Here is a 19,178-nt window from a genome sequence, read left to right as displayed (position 1 = left end):
CAAGGAGTTTTCCGTTTCGACTGCGCCGGAAGTGGGGCGAATTATAGACTTCCAGAATCTGCCGTCAACCCCTGATTACGCTTTTCTATCAATAACTTGCGGAAAGCCGGAAAACTGCACATTCCCCTCTATATAGGAGAGCAAAACCAGCCCTGCTATATATAGAAGGAATGCTCAGAGCACTCCAGACGCCTTGAACCCAGCAATGACGCCGACATCCAGACCCAACACCCGCTGCAGAACCTCCAGCGTGTGCTCACCCAACAAAGGAGGCGCACTACGGTACTCCACCGGAGTCTCGGACAGACGAATCGGGCTCGCAACCTGCGGCACCATCCCGGCCAAAGCATGAGGCAGCTCAATGGCCAACCCACGCGACTGAACCTGAGGATCGGCAAACATCTGAGCCAGATCATTGATCGGTCCGCATGGCACGCCTGCCTGCTCCAGCTGCGCCACCCATTCGGCAGTAGTCTTGAACACGGTCGCCTGGCGGATCAGCGGAATCAATACTGCCCGGTTAGCCACCCGCAATTTGTTGGTCGCAAAACGCGGATCATCCGCCCACTGCGGCTGACCAGCCACCTGCGCAAACTTGCGGAACTGCCCATCGTTACCCACGGTGAGGATGAAGTCGCCATCGGCCGTAGGAAAGTCCTGATAAGGCACGATATTCGGGTGCGCGTTGCCCAGGCGTTTAGGCGCATTACCTGTAGTCAGGTAATTCATCGCCTGATTGGCCAGACAAGCCACCTGAACATCCAGCAATGCCATATCTATATGCTGACCGCCCCCGCCCTGATCCCGATGAGCCAAGGCTGCCAGGATCGCTACCGTGGAATAGAGCCCGGTCAAAATATCTGTCAGCGCCACACCGACTTTCACCGGGCCCGCACCTTCATCTCCTTCGGGACGACCGGTCAAACTCATCAGACCGCCCAAGCCTTGGATCATGAAGTCATAACCCGCACGCTTGGCATATGGACCTGTCTGACCGAATCCAGTGATCGAGCAATAGATCAGCTTCGGATTAATCGCCTTGAGCGATTCATAGTCCAGCCCATAAGCCGCTAGGCCACCGACCTTGAAGTTCTCAATGAGGATGTCCGACTTCGCCGCCAACTCACGCACAAGCTGCTGCCCTTCTGGCCGTGTGAAGTCGATGGTCACGGATTGCTTGTTGCGGTTGGCGGACAAGTAATAGGCCGCCTCGCTGGTGTTCTCGCCATAGGCGTCTTTAAGGAACGGAGGCCCCCAGGCGCGCGTGTCATCGCCATTGCCCGGGCGCTCGACTTTGATGACTTCGGCGCCAAGGTCCGCCAGGATCTGCCCGGCCCAAGGCCCGGCGAGTACCCGCGATAAATCCAGTACCCGTAGATGCGAAAGCGCGCCCATGGCCGTTCTCCTATTAATAGAACGCCTGGATGCCGGTCTGCGCGCGACCGAGGATCAGTGCATGGACGTCATGCGTACCTTCATAGGTATTCACCACTTCCAGATTGACCAGGTGCCGAGCGACACCGAATTCATCGGAGATGCCGTTGCCACCCAGCATATCGCGCGCCATGCGGGCGATATCCAGGGATTTGCCACAGGAGTTGCGCTTCATCATCGAAGTGATCTCGACGGCAGCCGTGCCTTCATCCTTCATACGGCCCAGACGCAGGCAGCCTTGCAGCGCCATGGTGATTTCGGTCTGCATGTCAGCCAGCTTCTTCTGGATCAACTGTGTGGCCGCCAATGGACGACCAAACTGCTTACGATCCAGGGTGTACTGACGAGCGGTGTGCCAGCAGAACTCGGCAGCGCCCAGTGCGCCCCAGGAAATGCCGTAACGCGCCGAGTTAAGGCAGGTAAAAGGACCTTTCAAGCCCCGGACATCCGGAAAGATGTTCTCTTCAGGGACAAATACGCTGTCCATGACGATCTCGCCGGTGATGGATGCACGCAGGCCAACCTTGCCGTGAATCGCCGGTGCGCTCAGACCTTTCCAGCCCTTCTCCAGAACAAAACCACGAATGTCGCCCGCGTCGTCCTTGCCCCAAACCACGAACACATCGGCGATCGGGCTGTTGGTGATCCACATTTTGCTGCCGGTGAGGCTGTAGCCGCCTTCCACTTTGCGTGCACGAGTAATCATCGCACCCGGGTCGGAACCGTGGTCAGGCTCAGTCAGACCGAAGCAACCGATCCATTCACCCGACGCCAACTTCGGCAGGTATTTCTGCTTCTGTGCTTCGGTACCGAATTCGTTGATCGGCACCATGACCAGCGAGGACTGCACGCTCATCATCGAGCGATAGCCGGAGTCGACACGCTCGACCTCACGGGCAATCAGACCGTAACTGACGTAGTTAAGGCCGCTGCCACCGTATTGCTCAGGAATGGTCGCACCCAACAGCCCCACTTCCCCCATCTCGCGGAAGATCGCCGGGTCGGTCTTCTCATGACGGAAAGCTTCGAGAACGCGCGGCGCGAGCTTCTGCTGAGCGAATTGCTGAGCGGTGTCGCGAATCATGCGTTCTTCTTCAGTGAGCTGTTGATCCAGCAGCAGGGGATCGATCCAGTTGAAGCTAGCTTTACCGCCCATGAGTGAGTCCTCTCGAATCGGGTCAAATAACGTGGACCGATCCTAGGCCGGGTTTAGCTTCACGACAAACGAGGATTTTGCATACTGTTGTGCTAATTTCTCACTCCGTAACGTCGCAAAATAGCTTATATGCGATGTATTAGTGAGGTTGACGTACATGCGCCGGAAGATCCCCAGTACAACTGCCCTGATCAGCTTTGAAGCGGCAGCGCGCCACGAGAGCTTTACCAAGGCCGCCCAGGAACTTTCCCTCACGCAGGGAGCGATTTGCCGACAGATCGCCAGCCTGGAGGAGTTCCTTAGCGTCGAACTGTTCCGACGCTCCCGGCGCGGAGTGAAGCTGACGGAGGCCGGGCTTTCCTACAGCCGCCGAGTGGCCACCCAACTCGACGCGGTCGAACGGGACACCTTGTCAGTGATGGGCCAGCAAGGCGCCAACGTGATCGAGCTGGCGGTGGTACCAACCTTCGGCACTCAATGGCTGTTGCCGCGACTCAAGGATTTTCAGCACAAACATCCGGAAGTGACGGTTAACCTCACCAACCGCACCCGCCCCTTCCTGTTTGCCGACACCGAATTCGATGCCGCGATCTATTTCGGCGACGCCGACTGGTCGGGTACCGAATCCCACAGGCTAATGGGCGAAAATCCGATGCCAGTGTGCAGCCCCACGTTACTGGGAAAAAAAACCAACCTGACCCCCAGTGAAATCGCCGAACTGCCCCTGCTTCAGCAGACCACACGCCCTTATGCCTGGCGCCAGTGGTTCAACTCTCAAAACCTGAATATCCCGCGAGACATGACAGGGCCGCGTTACGAGCTATTCTCCATGCTTGCTCAAGCTGCGATGCACGATATGGGGATCGCGCTGATTCCACCGTTCCTGATTCAGCGCGAATTGGCAGAGAAGCGCCTGGTGATTGCCAACGCCCAGGCACTATCGAGCATTAAGGCCTACTACCTGATGATTCCCGAGCGAAAAGTCGAATCAGCCTCTTTAAAGGCGTTTCGCGATTGGCTGGTGAATCAGGCACAAAGCTACAGCCTAGAAGGATAAAGGCTCCCCTTTATTAGCTGACCCGGTAGTCAGGAAAACAAAAGCACTACAGATGTAAGTATTTGTCGCATATTGGCAGACTGTACTGAGGAGTAGCACAAACGTCCTACAAAGGCCTGAATACGTGGCCTTGAGCCTCTATTGGTAGGCAATGACAACTCATTCACCGGGCCGATGTGTAAATTCTGGAATTTTGGACATAATCCTCACAAGCCACGGCCTGCAAGGGATTGCACCGATCGGTGCGACATTCGGTCACGGGGTGACTTGTAGTTAATTTTCCGTCACCCGTCATAATCCCTTGAAGGGCACAAAGTTCGCCTGCAAAATGCCGCGCCCCGCCCTGATTTTGGCGGGATCGTGCTGATCGGCCGCCCCAGCCGCACCATCCGAAGTGCCTGGGTTTACTCAATAAGATCACGCAGGAGATTTGACGTGCACATTGGTGTTCCTCTCGAAACCCAGACGGGTGAAACACGGGTTGCTGCAACCCCGGAAACCATCAAGAAGCTGATCGGCCAGGGTCATAAAGTCACTGTGCAAAGCGGCGCCGGTATTAATGCCAGCGTTGTCGACAGTGCTTATGAAGCGGCAGGCGCGACCATTGGCAGTGCCAATGATGCGTTTGGCGCCGAGCTGATTCTCAAGGTGGTCGCCCCCAGCGACAGCGAGCTGACGCTGATCAAGAGCGGCACCGTAGTGGTGGGCATGCTCAACCCGTTCAGCAATGAAACCATTGCCAAACTGGCCGAGTGCGGCATTACTGCGTTTGCGCTGGAAGCCGCACCGCGCACCTCCCGCGCCCAGAGCCTGGATGTGCTGTCCTCTCAGGCGAACATTGCCGGTTATAAATCCGTGTTGTTGGCCGCCCACTACTATCCACGCTTCATGCCGATGCTGATGACCGCTGCGGGCACCGTGAAAGCGGCGCGCGTGCTGATTCTCGGCGCTGGTGTAGCCGGTTTGCAGGCGATTGCCACGGCGAAACGTCTGGGTGCAGTCATCGAAGCGTCCGACGTGCGTCCTGCGGTGAAAGAACAGATTGAATCCCTGGGTGCGAAATTCGTCGATGTGCCGTACGAAACCGATGAAGAGCGCGAATGCGCCGTCGGTGTCGGCGGTTACGCACGCCCCATGCCGGCCAGCTGGATGCAGCGCCAGGCCCTGGCCGTGCATGAACGCGCCAAGCAGGCTGACATCGTCATCACCACCGCACTGATTCCGGGCCGCAAGGCGCCGACGCTGTTGAGTGCCGAAACCGTGGCGCAGATGAAGCCCGGCTCGGTGGTCATCGACCTCGCGGCAGCCCAGGGCGGCAACTGCCCGCTGACCGTGGCCGATCAGGTGGTCGTCGAAAATGGCGTGACCATTTGCGGCCCGACCAATCTGGCCGGCGCAGTCGCGGCCGATGCTTCGGCACTGTATGCGCGCAACCTGCTGGACTTCCTGAAGCTGGTCTTCAACAAAGAAGGCCAGTTCGAAGTGAACCTAGAAGACGACATCGTCGCTGCGTGCCTGATGTGCCGCGACGGCCAAGTCATCCGCAAAAACGCCTAAGCAGGGATTCAGACGATGGAAGAGCTTATCTCCCCCGGTATCTACAACCTGATCATCTTCGTGCTGGCGATTTATGTCGGTTATCACGTGGTCTGGAACGTTACACCTGCACTGCACACACCGTTGATGGCGGTGACCAACGCCATTTCGGCGATTGTGATCGTCGGCGCCATGCTGGCGGCGGCTTTGACCGTGACACCACTGGGCAAGACCATGGGCACCCTGGCGGTGGCTCTGGCGGCGGTGAACGTATTTGGTGGCTTCCTTGTCACCCGCAGGATGCTTGAGATGTTCAAGAAAAAAGCCCCGAAAGCCGTAAAAGAAGAGGCGCCCAAGTAATGAGCATGAATCTGGTAACGACGCTCTACCTGATCGCGTCGATCTGCTTCATCCAGGCCCTCAAAGGCCTGTCGCACCCAACCACGTCGCGGCGCGGCAATGTCTACGGCATGCTCGGCATGGCGTTGGCGATCCTCACTACCGTGGGCCTCATTTATAAGCTGGGTGCAGAGCTCGCCACCGCTGGTATCGGTTACGTCATCGTCGGTCTGTTGGTCGGCGGCACTGCCGGCTCGATCATGGCCAAACGCGTTGAAATGACCAAGATGCCGGAACTGGTCGCCTTCATGCACAGCATGATCGGTATGGCCGCAGTGTTCATCGCTATCGCGGCAGTGGTCGAGCCGCAGTCCCTGGGCATCGTTAAACACCTGGGTGATTCGATTCCGGCGGGCAACCGTCTGGAGCTGTTCCTCGGCGCGGCCATCGGTGCAATCACCTTCTCCGGTTCGGTGATCGCGTTCGGCAAGCTGTCGGGCAAGTACAAGTTCCGTCTGTTCCAGGGCGCACCGGTACAGTTCAGCGGCCAGCACAAGTTGAACCTGCTGTTGGGTCTGGCGACGCTGGCATTGGGCATCACCTTCATGCTGACCGGCAATCTAAGCGCGTTTGCTCTGATGCTGGCCTTGGCCTTCGTGATGGGTGTGCTGATCATCATCCCGATCGGCGGCGCCGACATGCCTGTCGTGGTGTCGATGCTCAACAGTTACTCCGGCTGGGCAGCAGCGGGTATCGGCTTCTCGCTGAACAACTCGATGCTGATCATCGCCGGCTCGCTGGTCGGTTCGTCCGGTGCGATCCTCTCGTACATTATGTGCAAGGCGATGAACCGCTCGTTCTTCAACGTGCTGCTCGGCGGTTTCGGCAACACAGCAGATGCCGCCGGCCCGGCAGGCTCGAAAGAAGCCCGCCCGGTGAAATCCGGTTCGGCTGACGACGCGACCTTCCTTCTGACCAACGCCGACACAGTGATTATCGTTCCGGGCTATGGCCTGGCGGTTGCCCGCGCGCAGCACGCATTGAAAGAGCTGACCGAGAAGCTGACTCACCGCGGCGTGACCGTGAAGTATGCGATTCACCCGGTTGCGGGTCGGATGCCTGGCCACATGAACGTATTGCTGGCCGAGGCCGAAGTGCCTTACGACCAGGTGTTCGAGATGGAAGACATCAACTCCGAGTTCGGTCAGGCCGACGTGGTGCTGGTGCTGGGTGCCAACGATGTGGTCAACCCGGCGGCCAAGAACGATCCGAAATCGCCGATTGCCGGCATGCCGATTCTGGAAGCGTTCAAAGCCAAGACCATCATCGTCAACAAGCGCTCGATGGCCAGCGGCTATGCCGGTCTGGACAACGAACTGTTCTACCTGGACAAGACCATGATGGTTTTTGGCGATGCCAAGAAAGTCATCGAAGACATGGTTAAAGCCGTCGAGTAATACCCTTCGGCAACCTGAACGCCCCGACTCGTCGGGGCGTTTTTGTTTGTGGCTGTTACCGATCCTGTAACGGTGTTTTGTCTGAAAGACCCAGAATAGACGTCTCGAATGCGACCTTGGTAGCGGGACGGGCACTGATCAAATTCACTAGACTGCGTACCTTGCTTCCGCTGCCCCGAGAAAACAATTATGTACCGTGACCGTATTCGCCTGCCTTCATTGTTGGACAAGGTAATGAGCGCCTCCGACGCTGCCGCTCTGATTCAGGACGGCATGACTGTCGGCATGAGCGGCTTTACCCGCGCCGGCGAAGCCAAGGCCGTGCCACATGCCCTGGCCGAGCGTGCCAAGGTCGCACCGCTGAAAATCACCCTGATGACCGGTGCCAGCCTGGGCAACGACCTCGACAAACAACTGACTGAAGCCGGTGTACTGTCGCGACGTATGCCGTTCCAGGTGGACAGCACCCTGCGCAAGGCGATCAATGCCGGCGAAGTCATGTTCATCGACCAGCACCTGTCGGAAACCGTAGAGCTACTGCGTAACCAACAACTCAAGCTACCGGACATCGCAGTGATCGAAGCCGTGGCAATCACCGAGCAGGGCCATATCGTGCCGACCACCTCGGTAGGCAACTCGGCCAGTTTCGCGATTTTCGCCAAACACGTGATCGTCGAGATCAACCTGGCTCACAACCCGAATCTCGAAGGTCTGCACGACATCTATATCCCGACCTATCGGCCGACCCGCACGCCTATTCCGCTGGTGAAGGTAGACGACCGCATCGGCAGCACCGCCATCCCGATACCGCCAGAAAAAATCGTCGCGATCGTGATCACTAATCAGTCTGACTCGCCGTCCACTGTCTTGCCGCCGGACAGTGACACTCAGGCCATCGCTGATCACCTGATCGATTTCTTCAAACAAGAAGTGGCTGCCGGGCGCATGACCAACAAGCTCGGCCCGCTGCAAGCCGGTATCGGCACCATCGCCAATTCGGTGATGTGCGGCTTGATTGACTCGCCGTTCGAAGACCTGACCATGTACTCCGAAGTGCTGCAGGATTCGACCTTCGATCTGATCGACGCCGGCAAGCTGAGCTTTGCTTCGGGCAGCTCGATCACCCTGTCCAGTCGGCGCAATGCCGATGTATTCGGGAACCTGGAGCACTATAAGGACAAGCTGGTACTGCGCCCCCAGGAAATCTCGAACCATCCCGAAGTGGTGCGACGCCTGGGTATCATCGGTATCAACACCGCGCTGGAATTCGACCTGTATGGCAACGTCAACTCCACCCATGTCTGCGGCACGCGGATGATGAATGGCATCGGTGGCTCCGGCGATTTCGCGCGCAATGCGCACCTGGCGATCTTTGTCACCAAGTCGATTGCCAAGGGTGGCGCGATTTCCAGCGTGGTGCCCATGGTCAGCCACGTCGACCACACAGAACATGACGTCGACATTCTCGTGACCGAGATAGGCCTGGCCGACTTGCGCGGCCTGGCCCCGCGTGAGCGCGCCCGGGTCATCATCGACAACTGCGTTCACCCGGACTATCGAGCAGCCTTGAATAACTACTTCACTGCCGCTTGCGCAGTCGGCGGGCATACCCCGCACATCCTTCGCGATGCCCTGAGTTGGCACATAAACCTGGAAGAAACCGGGCGCATGCTGGCGGTGTAATTGATACAGATTGCAGCTGACGCAAACACAGTTTCGTCAGCTCGCGGTGATAACACTCAACACCGTCAAAAACTGTACTGCTGTACCGGTCTTTTCCTACGGTATTTTCCTACCTTTTGCGCTGAATTGAGCAAAAACGCACTGTATTAGTGCAGACAGGTACAGTTGCCTCAATTTAGACCAGTACACTGCCTTTTAACAGTTAACTGGTCTCTCACAATACAGGTGAACTGTATCTACAGAGACTGGCCAAACGAGAGGATCATTGGCATCAGTTAAACCACTACCTAATCCCGCCATAAGCGGAAGGATGTCAACCATGGAACGTACACTCAGTTCCGAACTGTTCTTCGAAGATACTGCTGCAAAAACCCAGGCTTCCATGCCTCTGCGCGTTATCGCCAACCTGATGCTGTGGCAGCGCCGTATCACCAGCCGCCATCAACTGGCTCGTCTGGACTCGCGTCTGCTGGCTGACGCCGGGATTAGCGAAGCACAACGCTACGAAGAGCTGAGCAAGCCGTTCTGGCGCTAAGTTAGCGTCGCTGGCTCTGATCCTCCGGATCCACCGCCAGCACCCCGAATTGAACAAACAAAGCCCGTCGTGGGAAACCACGACGGGCTTTGTCGTTTTAGAGCTTTCATATTGGGCCGTACAGAAGAGATAGCTGCCAATATGTACAGTTTGCAATTTATACAAATTTAACCAGTACAGTTTCATTGGAGTGTGTCTGTGCCCGCAGGCGTAAGGGTGTCACCATGAATCCCGACAAGTTGGCAAAAGGACCGCGCCCATAAATAACTTACTAAATGTTTCCATCGTCACACCGCAAGCGAAGCCCTGCTTGGTCAGACTTCGAGGATTACTGAGAGCGCTCACCGACAGCCTGGGAAGGGCTCGCACCCGACGGTTACTGGGCCAACTCAATGATCAACAGCTCTCAGATCTGGGCATCAGCATGCCGACCGCCTCAACGAAGTGGACAAACCGTTCTGGCGCTAGCTTTCTCCATTAACAGACGGGACTGTTCTAACCGAGGTGCACAGGCCTAATATCCAGATAGAACGTGGCGAACGCTTTACGACAGGCGTCTGATCCTGAGCCACCTCTAAATCGGTCTATCCAAAGGAGCTACCCCATGTCCCGTCTACGTCTGCTCAGCGCTGCCGCCCTGCTTGCCGTTGCTGCCAATTCCCACGCCACCAGTTTTATCGTGACCACCGATTCCATTGTTGGCGGACTGAAGGCGTCCTCTGACGCAACGTCGGATGTCTCGTCTTCCTTTCGCGACGACAAAATCGTCCGTGCTGCTCGTGACGATGCTGCCAGCTTCGTCGCCAGTGAAGGCGCCATTCGTGGTGTGAAACTGGAAAGCGCGCTCGACCACATCCGCCAACAGACTCCACAACTGAATGCGACTGACGCACAGCTGGCCCAGGCCATCCTGACGATCTAAGCGACAGCTCTGACGCGGGACACGCCCTAACGCTGGTCAGTTAAACGCAATCCATGTGGGAGCGGCGGTGCGGCGATCCAACTTGCTCGCGAAGGCGTCAGCACATCCAACATTGATGTCGCCTGACACACCGCTTTCGCGAGCAAGCCCGCTCCCACAGGTGTCCCAATGTTTCGGCACTGGCTCTAGCCCGGGCATTGCGCTAGCCTTGGGACTCGCTTTCAGCTATAGAGTCTCATGCGTTTTCTTTCCAATCTGTCGATCACTGCGGTTTTTCTTGCGGCTTGCTGGTCGGGTTCGGCCCATGCCTTCGACGCTTTCAACCTCTCTACGCAAGGCACCGTGGCCAGTGGTTATGCCTCCAGCATGGTGACCTCCGCACCCTTCGACCATAAACTGCTGATCGCCGCCCGGGATGACGCTGCCGCGTTCATTGCCAGTGACGGTCAACTGCGAGGATCGCAACTGGAGTCCGCCTTGATTTACCTGCGCCGGACCCAGCCAAAACTTCATGCCAGCGACCTTGAACTGGCAGAGGCAATTCTCGTCCAATAGTTATCCCTTGTTCCTCCGGAGTCGTTCCATGCGTAGCCCGCTGATTGCTGCCACCCTTGGCCTGCTGTTGTTGGCCGACGTGGCCCAGGCGCACACCCTGGTAGCCACCAGTAACATCCTCATCAACGCCACCCAGCGCACACTTGATTTCACGTCCGATACCACCACGTCCATCCGTGATTCGAAGATTGTCCGTGAAGCCCACGACGATGCGGCCAGTTTCGTCGCCAGCGACGGTGAAATCCGCGGCGCGCACCTGGAAGCGGCCTTCGACACCTTGCGCACCCGCGTACCGGAAGCCCGCGACGCCAGTGATCAGGTTCTCGCCGAAGCTATCCTCGCACTGTGAAGTCATTAGGCGCCTGGCTGTTGGCCGGGGTTGTATTGCTACTCGGCAATACGGCTCAGGCCGGCCTGCAACTACGGCTCAAGACCGACGGTCTGACCCCCGCGCAACAGCAGGCCAGTCAGGCGCTGCTTGATGAGGCCATACAGGCGTTACCGCCGCGCTTCATCGAGCAACTGGACCAGCGCATTGATGTTGGCTGGACCGACGACATGCCGAGCGATGCTTACGGTCAGGCATCGCTGGTGTCCGAGCTGGACCTGAATCGCAATCTGCTCGCCAGCCTCACCAACGGCAGCGCCGCGACCCAAAAAACTTACCGTCCCCACGGTACCGTGCGCCGGGAAATGCTCGCCACGGTGTTGCACGAACTCACCCATATTTATGACCGTGCGCGCCTATGGCCAGCTGCCGAGCGCACACTGATCCAGCGTTGCATGCAACGTAACAGCAGCTCCGGGCTGATCGGCATCCCCGATCAATGCCGTGGGCAGACGGAGCGACGCTGGACCCTCAGCGATGACCCTCGTCTGCTGGATTTGGCCGGCTGGCCGCAATACGTCGGTCGACGCGGCGAGCGCGAACAACACAACCGGCAGATTGCCCGCAGCCCGGACATCTACGAGACGAGCAGCCCGAAGGAGTTCGTCGCGGTCAATATGGAGTATTTCCTCCTCGACCCAAGCTATGCCTGCCGTCGCCCTGCGCTGTATCGCTATTACAAAGAACATTTCGGTTGGGCGCCCGCCGCCAAAGACACATGCGCCCAATCATTCGCCTTCCTCAATGCGGGTAACGACTTCGCCAAGCAGCCCCTGGGCCAGGTCGATCCGGAGCGGGTTTACGCTGTTGACTATCTACTGGCAGAAGCCAACCAGAATTGGGTCAGCCGCTGGGGCCACAGCATGCTGCGATTGGTGATCTGTGCACCGGGTCGGCCGCGTGGGCCGGATTGTCGACTGGATCTGGATCAGCATCTGGTGTTGTCCTACCGCGCCTTCGTCGGTGACTTACAACTGTCGAGCTGGGATGGACTGGTGGGTAAATACCCATCGCGCCTGTTTGTCTTGCCGCTGGCCCAGGTGATCGACGAATACACCAAGACCGAACTGCGCAGCCTGGCATCGGTGCCGCTGAACCTGTCGCACAGCGAGATCGAAGACGTGGTGGAACACGCTGCGGAGATGCACTGGAGTTACGACGGCAACTATTTTTTCCTGTCCAACAACTGCGCGGTAGAAGGCCTGAAATTACTGCGCAGCAGCACCAACAATGCGCAACTGGTTGGCCTCGACAGCATCATGCCCAACGGTTTGCTGGAAGTGCTCAAGGGCCGCGGACTGGCGGACACCAGCGTGCTGGACGATCCCCGCGAAGCACTGCGCCTGGGCTATCGCTTCGACTCCTTCCGCGAGCGTTATCAAGCGATGTTCGAAGTGCTGAAGAAGCATTTGCCGATCAAGCAGGACAAGGTCGAGGACTGGCTGTCCTTGAAAGCTGAGGAACGCCGCAAATGGATTGATCAGGCTGACTTACGCACCAGCGCCGCATTGCTGCTGCTGGAGCAGGCCAGTTTTCGTCAGCAGATGGTGTTGGCCCAGGACGAAGTGAAGCAACGTTACCTGGGCGCTCGGGAATTGAAGGATGGCGGCATGGATAAGGCCAATGCGACCTTGCAGGAGATTCTCGCCAACAGCGGCTTCCTCAGCCGTCCGGCCGAATTGCTCGGCACCGGTGGTTATGGTTTGCCGCAACCAAACGAGTGGACGCGCCTGGAGTCGGAAAGCAACCTGCGCCAGAAGCAGCTGCAAGCGCTGACCGGGGATCTCGACAAGGAAGTGAGAGCGTTGCTCGAACCGAGTCGAGCCGCCGAGATGGCCGCCAACGAAGCCAACCTGAAGCAGGTTGGCGAACATTTGCGGAAGCTGCACAAGGCTGCGGGTGGGTTGGAGTTGCCCTGAAACATAAGACCCCGAGAGAGCAAAATCCTCTGTGGCGAGAGAGCTTGCTCCCGTTCGACGGCGGAGCCGGCGCGATAGGGTGCCTGGTCGATTTTGGGGCCGCTTCGCGCCCCAGCGGGAGCAAGCTCCCTCGCCACAGTGGGTCGTCTGATTGCTTAGCTGTGGGTCAATAGCACGCCCAGGCTGGCAATCAGACGTTTCGGCATTTTCATCAGGTCTTTCCTCACAGCCATACAGCAAAAAGGGCTTCAGAACGTAGTCCTGAAGCCCTCGGTCTTGCTGTTTAGTCTGTGCCGCGAGGCCCTAATTCCTCTGTATCAGGCACTTTACCTTCAGCTGACCCGCGCTTTACGTACGCCGTCAGACAAGGCTGCGCACAGGCTGAGTACGCCCTCCACAGCCTGATCCGGCGTCGAGGCATTGGCAATGTGATCGATCAGTGCCGACCCCACCACCACACCGTCGGCCAGACGCGCGATGGATGCCGCTTGCTCCGGTGTGCGGATACCAAAACCGATGCTGATCGGCAGATCGGTATGGCGACGCAGACGGGTGACGGCTTCTTCGACATGTTCCAGAGTCGCCGCGCCCGCACCGGTCACACCCGCCACCGACACGTAGTAAACAAATCCGGAACTGCCGTTCAATACCGTCGGCAAGCGCACGTCATCAGTCGTCGGAGTGGTCAGACGGATGAAGTCCAGGCCCGCCGCCTGTGCCGGGTCGCACAGCTCGCCGTTATGCTCGGGCGGCATGTCGACCACGATCAAGCCATCGACGCCGGCCTCTTTGGCTTCAGCGATGAAACGCGGCACGCCATACATATGAATCGGGTTGAAATAACCCATCAGCACCAGCGGCGTCTCGTTATTGCCTTCGCGGAACTCGCGAACCATTTGCAGGGTTTTCGCCAGGTTCTGTTTGGCGCCCAAGGCACGAATGTTGGCCAGTTGAATCGCCGGGCCATCGGCCATTGGATCGGTGAAAGGCATGCCCAACTCGATCACGTCGGCACCTGCTCCCGGCAAGCCTTTGAGGATCGCCAGAGACGTGTCGTAGCTTGGGTCGCCAGCGGTCACGAAGGTCACCAGGGCGGCGCGGTTCTGTTCCTTGAGTTCGGCAAAACGCGTTTGCAGGCGGCTCATCCGTGTTTCTCCTGCTTGGATTGCTCTTGTTGAGAGTGTTCCATGTGGTGCATCACGGTCTGCATGTCTTTGTCGCCACGGCCGGACAAGTTGACCACCATCAGGTGATCTTTCGGCAGCGTTGGTGCGCGTTTGAACACTTCAGCCAAGGCATGAGCGCTTTCCAGTGCAGGAATAATCCCTTCCAGACGACAGCATTTGTGGAACGCGTCGAGGGCTTCATCGTCGGTCACCGAGGTGTACTGGACGCGACCGATGTCATGCAACCAGGCGTGTTCCGGGCCGATGCCCGGATAGTCGAGGCCGGCGGAAATCGAATGAGCGTCGATGATCTGGCCGTCGTCGTCCTGCAACAGGAAAGTACGGTTGCCGTGCAGAACACCCGGTACGCCGCCGTTCAGGCTGGCCGCGTGCTTGCCGGTTTCGATGCCGTAACCGGCGGCTTCAACGCCGATAATCTCGACACTCTTGTCATCGAGGAACGGGTGGAACAGGCCCATGGCGTTGGAACCACCACCGATGCATGCCACCAGGCTGTCGGGCAGACGGCCTTCCTGAGCTTGCAACTGCTCGCGGGTTTCCTTGCCGATCACAGCCTGGAAGTCGCGAACCATGGCAGGGTACGGGTGTGGACCGGCCACGGTGCCGATCAGGTAGAAGGTGCTGTCGACGTTGGTCACCCAGTCACGCAGGGCTTCGTTCATCGCATCTTTGAGGGTGCCGGTGCCAGCGACCACCGGGATCACTTCGGCGCCCAGCAGCTTCATGCGAAACACGTTGGCTTGCTGACGTTCGATGTCGGTGGTGCCCATGTAGATCACGCAATCGAGGCCGAAACGCGCCGCCACGGTGGCGGTCGCCACGCCGTGCATGCCAGCGCCGGTCTCAGCGATGATGCGTTTCTTGCCCATGCGCCGCGCCAGCAGGATCTGGCCGATGCAGTTGTTGATCTTGTGTGCGCCGGTGTGGTTCAGCTCTTCGCGCTTGAGGTAAATCTTCGCGCCGCCGCAGAACTCTGTCAGACGCTCGGCGAAATACAGTGGGCTTGGACGTCCGACGTAATCACGCTGAAAGTAGGCCAATTCTTCTTTGAACGCCGGATCCTCCTTGGCCGCTTCGTATTCGCGGGCCAGATCGAGGATCAACGGCATCAGGGTTTCGGCGACGTAACGGCCACCGAACGCGCCAAACAGGCCGTTGGCGTCGGGGCCGTTGCGCAGATTAGTCTGGGTCATGGGTCGCTCCAGTTGTATTCGAGAGGTGACGATGGGGTTCACTCTACCCCTGACATCCCGTACTGAAAACCGATAAGATCGCCACAACCTGTCAGGAAAACTCACAGATACCATGAGCCATGACCTTCCTCCGCTGAACGCCCTTCGCGCCTTCGAGGCCACTGCCCGCCTGAACAGCGTCAGTCAGGCCGCCGAACAGCTGCACGTCACTCATGGTGCGGTCAGCCGACAACTCAAGGTGTTGGAAGAACACCTCGGCGTGAGTCTGTTCATCAAGGATGGACGCGGCCTGAAACTCACAGATTCCGGTGTCCGTTTGCGCGATGTCAGCGGTGAAGCCTTCGAGCGATTGCGCAGCGTTTGCGCCGAACTGACCCAAAGCACCGCCGATGCGCCGTTCGTGCTCGGCTGCTCGGGCAGCCTGCTGGCGCGCTGGTTCATTCCGCGTTTGGGGCGGCTCAATGCGGACCTGCCGGATCTGCGTTTGCATCTGTCGGCTGGCGAAGGCGATCTTGATCCACGGCGACCCGGCCTGGATGCCTTGTTGGTATTTGCCGAGCCGCCCTGGCCGGCGGACATGCAGGTCTATGAGTTGGCGAGCGAACGGATCGGCCCGGTCATGAGCCCGCGATTCGTCGGCTACGAAAGGCTGCAGAATGCACCGGCAAACGCACTGTTGACCGAACCCTTGCTGCACACCACCTCACGCCCGCAAGCCTGGCCGAGCTGGGCACAGCAAAGCGGCCTCGACACCAAGGCGCTGAAGTACGGTCAGGGCTTTGAGCATTTGTATTACTTGCTGGAAGCGGCAGTGGCCGGGCTGGGTGTGGCCATCGCTCCTGAGCCGTTGGTGGCCGAGGATTTGAAAGCCGGTCGCCTGGTTGCGCCATGGGGTTTCTGTGAAACCCCGGCGCAACTGGCGTTGTGGCTACCCAAGCGCGCCGCGGACGGGCGCGCTCGGCAATTGGCGCAATGGCTTAAAAACGAACTGCGCCAGGCACCTTAATTACCGCGTCTGCACAGCAGGTAGGCCGCGAGCAGGCCCAATGCACCAACGGCGACACCGGCGGTAGTCCAAGGGTGTTCCTGGGCGTAGTCACGTGTCGCGATCCCGGTTTCACGGGTTTTGACCTTGACCTCTTCATAGGCATCGGAGAGCAAATGACGCGAATGTTTCAGCGCGTTTTCGGCGTTGATTTTCAGCGTTTTAAGGGTTTTACGCGACTCGTCCGAGGCGTCGTCCTTCAGGCTTTCCAACGATTTCAGCAGACTCTCGATCTCGGCTTCCATGCTTTGCAATGAGGCGTTGCGTAACGAGGTATTGGCCATGGTGGCTCTCCTGCATTGTTTGAGTTGCGTGTGTTGGTTGGGACTTCAGGGGTGCGAGAAAGTGCAGTAAATCTGAACATCCCTGCGGATCAGTCAAGGAAGAAATACAAAAAATCACTGCTAGGCTGTATTTCACACCCTAAGGAGAACGCCATGACTGACCATCACACCTACAAGAAAGTCGAGCTGGTTGGCTCATCCACCACCAGCATTGAAGACGCCATCAACAATGCCCTGGCCGAAGCCAACAAAAGCCTCAAGTACATGGAATGGTTTGAAGTGACCGAAACCCGTGGGCACATCAAGGACGGGAAAGCTGCACACTTCCAGGTGACGCTCAAAGTCGGATTCCGGATTGCCAGTAGCTGAGCTTAAGCTAGCCTTCTGAACTTGCGCGCCGGCCGACTGCCATAGGGATTGGCAAAGCGCTACGTGGCGAGCGCCTCCGGCCGATGGCTGGATGTCCTCACCCTATTGTTCCGACCAAGGAGTGCAACCGATGAAGAAGTTTATTTTGGCAGTAGGTTTGTTGAGCCTTGCGGGAACAGCCTTTGCCCAGGGCAAGTCGTGCGACGAGCTGAAAGCCGAAATCGCAGCGAAACTGGATGCCAAGGGTATTTCCAATTACACACTGGAGATCATCGACAAAGGCGCTGCTGCTGACGGAAAAGTCGTCGGCACCTGTGAAAAAGGCTCCAGGCAAATCGTCTACAAGCAGGGCTGACTTCCCTTGAAAATGAAAAAGCCGACGTAATGACGTCGGCTTTTTTGTGGGTGCGGTTTGCGCCTCAGCCCTTCATGACCTGTGCCAGCAACTCATAGGAGTGCAGGCGATCGGCATGTTCGTACAGGTCACAGGTGAAAATCAGCTCATCGGCCTGAGTCTGTTCGATCAGCACTTCCAGCTTGGCGCGGATTTTCTGCGGGCTGCCGACCATCGCAAGGCCAAGGAAATCACCGACCGCTTCTTTCTCATGGGGCAGCCACAGGCCGTCCATGGTCTTCACTGGCGGGCGTTGTACCAGGCTCTGGCCACGCATCAACGCGAGAATCCGCTGGTAGACCGAAGTGGCCAGGTAATCGGCCTGCTCATCAGTGTCTGCAGCCACCAATGGCACGCCGAGCATCACGTAAGGCTTATCCAAAACCGCTGAAGGCTTGAAGTGGTTGCGGTAAACGCGAATCGCCTCATGCATGAAGCGCGGTGCGAAATGTGAGGCGAAGGCGTAGGGCAAACCGCGCTCACCAGCCAGCTGTGCACTGAACAGGCTCGAACCCAATAACCAGATCGGGACATTAGTGCCGGTACCCGGCATGGCAATGATCCGCTGGTCTGGCGTGCGTGGGCCGAGGTAACGCATCAGTTCGGCCACGTCTTCCGGGAAGTCGTCGGCGCTGCCGGAGCGCTCACGACGCAAGGCGCGGGCGGTCATCTGATCGGAGCCGGGCGCGCGACCCAGGCCCAGGTCGATCCGACCCGGATACAGACTTTCAAGGGTGCCGAACTGCTCGGCGATTACCAGCGGCGCGTGATTGGGCAACATCACGCCACCCGAACCGACACGAATGGTCGAAGTGCCGCCAGCCAAATAACCCAGCAGGACCGAGGTCGCCGAACTGGCGATCCCGTCCATGTTGTGGTGCTCGGCGACCCAAAAGCGGTTGTAGCCGAATTTTTCGACGTGCTGCGCCAGGTCCAGGGAGTTGTGCAGGGACTGGGCCGCACTGCCGTTCTCCCGCACGGGCACCAGATCGAGGGTCGAAAACTTGATATCAGACAATCGTTTCATGAATCTGCTTCTCCAATGGGTAAGCAGGTTTTTTCACGAACGAAACCTGCCGAATCTATAAGCGTGCTCTATGCAATGAGGGCATATACCCGAGTTTCAATAGGAGAGACAAAAATCCTACGCGATTAGAGGACCGATCAGATGAGGTGAACTTTGCCTGACGGTCTATCCTCAGAACCCTGGTAACCGAAAACCACGAAGGCGCGACGTTTCGCGCCGGATCTTGAGGAGGCAGACATGGCTATCACAAAGAAAGCATCGGCTCATTGGGAAGGTGATCTGAAAACCGGTATCGGCTCGATTTCCACGGAAACCGGTGTCCTCAGAGACGCGCCCTACGGCTTCAAGGCCCGTTTCGAAGGGGGCAAAGGCACCAATCCGGAAGAGCTGATCGGCGCGGCTCACGCGGGCTGTTTCTCCATGGCGTTTTCAATGATTCTCGGCGATGCCGGCCTCAAAGCCGACAGCATCGACACCACTGCCGAAGTTACTCTGGACCAGGTAGACGGTGGCTTCGCAATCACAGCGGTAAAACTGATTCTCAAGGCGAAAATCCCCGGGGCGACCCAGGCGCAATTCGAGGAGCTGAGCAACAAAGCCAAAGAAGGCTGCCCGGTGTCCAAAGTGCTGAATGCGAAAATCAGCCTGGATGCGACGCTGGTCAGCTGATAAAGGGTTGATAGCTGATAAAAGATCGC

20 protein-coding genes are annotated in these 19,178 nt (G+C 58.1%); 14 read left to right on the top strand and 6 right to left on the bottom strand.

Features of this window, described 5'->3' with window-relative positions; genetic code table 11:
• Positions 1–174: 174 nt before the first annotated feature.
• Both ACZ3HH_RS21365 and ACZ3HH_RS21360 read right to left on the bottom strand, forming a co-directional pair.
• Complete coding sequence (locus ACZ3HH_RS21365) at positions 175–1,395, bottom strand: CaiB/BaiF CoA transferase family protein (RefSeq protein ID WP_465807421.1); 1,221 nt, start codon at positions 1,393–1,395, stop codon at positions 175–177.
• Between the two features lie 13 nt (positions 1,396–1,408).
• Positions 1,409–2,590, bottom strand: coding sequence for an acyl-CoA dehydrogenase (locus ACZ3HH_RS21360; RefSeq protein WP_465807419.1), 1,182 nt, complete (start codon positions 2,588–2,590; stop codon positions 1,409–1,411).
• A gap of 157 nt (positions 2,591–2,747) precedes the next feature.
• Between ACZ3HH_RS21360 and ACZ3HH_RS21355 the strand changes: the two genes are divergently transcribed.
• The 10 genes from ACZ3HH_RS21355 to ACZ3HH_RS21310 all read left to right on the top strand — a co-directional run bounded on the left by ACZ3HH_RS21355 (position 2,748) and on the right by ACZ3HH_RS21310 (position 12,981).
• Complete coding sequence (locus ACZ3HH_RS21355; protein WP_465807417.1) at positions 2,748–3,647, top strand: LysR family transcriptional regulator; 900 nt, start codon at positions 2,748–2,750, stop codon at positions 3,645–3,647.
• Between the two features lie 435 nt (positions 3,648–4,082).
• Positions 4,083–5,204: a Re/Si-specific NAD(P)(+) transhydrogenase subunit alpha gene (locus ACZ3HH_RS21350; protein ID WP_205888896.1), complete on the top strand. Its 1,122-nt coding sequence runs from the start codon at positions 4,083–4,085 to the stop codon at positions 5,202–5,204.
• A gap of 15 nt (positions 5,205–5,219) precedes the next feature.
• Positions 5,220–5,543: an NAD(P) transhydrogenase subunit alpha part 2 gene (locus tag ACZ3HH_RS21345; protein ID WP_003187010.1), complete on the top strand. Its 324-nt coding sequence runs from the start codon at positions 5,220–5,222 to the stop codon at positions 5,541–5,543.
• Positions 5,543–6,979, top strand: a complete 1,437-nt coding sequence (locus ACZ3HH_RS21340) for an NAD(P)(+) transhydrogenase (Re/Si-specific) subunit beta (RefSeq protein ID WP_217857052.1) — start codon at positions 5,543–5,545, stop codon at positions 6,977–6,979. Before ACZ3HH_RS21345 ends, ACZ3HH_RS21340 begins: the two co-directional genes overlap by 1 nt.
• A gap of 189 nt (positions 6,980–7,168) precedes the next feature.
• Complete coding sequence (locus ACZ3HH_RS21335; protein WP_465807412.1) at positions 7,169–8,662, top strand: acetyl-CoA hydrolase/transferase family protein; 1,494 nt, start codon at positions 7,169–7,171, stop codon at positions 8,660–8,662.
• A 319-nt stretch (positions 8,663–8,981) separates the two neighbouring features.
• On the top strand, positions 8,982–9,197 hold the full coding sequence (locus tag ACZ3HH_RS21330) for a DUF1127 domain-containing protein (RefSeq protein WP_030129620.1): 216 nt from the start codon (positions 8,982–8,984) through the stop codon (positions 9,195–9,197).
• Positions 9,198–9,801: 604 nt separating this feature from the next.
• The gene (locus ACZ3HH_RS21325; RefSeq protein WP_007902756.1) at positions 9,802–10,119 is read left to right on the top strand and encodes a DUF2388 domain-containing protein; all 318 of its coding nucleotides are present in this window, start codon (positions 9,802–9,804) and stop codon (positions 10,117–10,119) included.
• A gap of 237 nt (positions 10,120–10,356) precedes the next feature.
• Positions 10,357–10,674, top strand: a complete 318-nt coding sequence (locus ACZ3HH_RS21320; RefSeq protein ID WP_030129622.1) for a DUF2388 domain-containing protein — start codon at positions 10,357–10,359, stop codon at positions 10,672–10,674.
• A 28-nt stretch (positions 10,675–10,702) separates the two neighbouring features.
• Positions 10,703–11,023, top strand: a complete 321-nt coding sequence (locus ACZ3HH_RS21315; protein ID WP_123720035.1) for a DUF2388 domain-containing protein — start codon at positions 10,703–10,705, stop codon at positions 11,021–11,023.
• Positions 11,020–12,981, top strand: a complete 1,962-nt coding sequence (locus ACZ3HH_RS21310) for a DUF7844 domain-containing protein (RefSeq protein ID WP_465807408.1) — start codon at positions 11,020–11,022, stop codon at positions 12,979–12,981. Before ACZ3HH_RS21315 ends, ACZ3HH_RS21310 begins: the two co-directional genes overlap by 4 nt.
• Before the next feature lie 332 nt (positions 12,982–13,313).
• Here ACZ3HH_RS21310 and trpA read toward each other — a convergent pair whose 3' ends face one another.
• Positions 13,314–14,126, bottom strand: coding sequence for a tryptophan synthase subunit alpha (trpA, locus tag ACZ3HH_RS21305; protein WP_201061002.1), 813 nt, complete (start codon positions 14,124–14,126; stop codon positions 13,314–13,316).
• Positions 14,123–15,361, bottom strand: a complete 1,239-nt coding sequence (gene trpB, locus ACZ3HH_RS21300) for a tryptophan synthase subunit beta (protein WP_465807405.1) — start codon at positions 15,359–15,361, stop codon at positions 14,123–14,125. The genes trpA and trpB overlap by 4 nt, the downstream gene beginning before the upstream one ends.
• 112 nt (positions 15,362–15,473) lie before the next feature.
• Here trpB and ACZ3HH_RS21295 point away from each other — a divergent pair, with 112 nt between their 5' ends.
• Positions 15,474–16,367, top strand: coding sequence for a LysR family transcriptional regulator (locus ACZ3HH_RS21295; RefSeq protein WP_465807404.1), 894 nt, complete (start codon positions 15,474–15,476; stop codon positions 16,365–16,367).
• Here ACZ3HH_RS21295 and ACZ3HH_RS21290 read toward each other — a convergent pair.
• On the bottom strand, positions 16,364–16,690 hold the full coding sequence (locus ACZ3HH_RS21290; protein ID WP_465807402.1) for an ElaB/YgaM/YqjD family protein: 327 nt from the start codon (positions 16,688–16,690) through the stop codon (positions 16,364–16,366). The two genes, ACZ3HH_RS21295 and ACZ3HH_RS21290, sit on opposite strands and share 4 nt — an antisense overlap.
• A gap of 153 nt (positions 16,691–16,843) precedes the next feature.
• Between ACZ3HH_RS21290 and ACZ3HH_RS21285 the strand changes: the two genes are divergently transcribed.
• Together ACZ3HH_RS21285 and ACZ3HH_RS21280 are read left to right on the top strand one after the other, a co-directional pair.
• Positions 16,844–17,059, top strand: a complete 216-nt coding sequence (locus ACZ3HH_RS21285) for a dodecin (protein WP_007902773.1) — start codon at positions 16,844–16,846, stop codon at positions 17,057–17,059.
• 130 nt (positions 17,060–17,189) lie between these two features.
• Positions 17,190–17,414 carry a DUF1161 domain-containing protein gene (locus tag ACZ3HH_RS21280; RefSeq protein ID WP_465807399.1) on the top strand — a complete coding sequence of 75 codons (225 nt, stop codon included), beginning with the start codon at positions 17,190–17,192 and terminating at the stop codon, positions 17,412–17,414.
• A 64-nt stretch (positions 17,415–17,478) separates the two neighbouring features.
• Here the strand turns inward: ACZ3HH_RS21280 and ACZ3HH_RS21275 are convergent, their stop codons facing one another.
• Positions 17,479–18,480 (bottom strand): LLM class flavin-dependent oxidoreductase, encoded by a 1,002-nt coding sequence (locus tag ACZ3HH_RS21275; RefSeq protein WP_095055383.1) that lies wholly within the window; start codon positions 18,478–18,480, stop codon positions 17,479–17,481.
• A gap of 237 nt (positions 18,481–18,717) precedes the next feature.
• Between ACZ3HH_RS21275 and ACZ3HH_RS21270 the strand changes: the two genes are divergently transcribed.
• On the top strand, positions 18,718–19,149 hold the full coding sequence (locus tag ACZ3HH_RS21270) for an OsmC family protein (RefSeq protein WP_465807397.1): 432 nt from the start codon (positions 18,718–18,720) through the stop codon (positions 19,147–19,149).
• Positions 19,150–19,178 lie beyond the last annotated feature (29 nt).

Source organism: Pseudomonas sp. PME37.24/025 (assembly GCF_055556615.1).
This window is presented reverse-complemented; position numbering and strand designations above follow the sequence as displayed.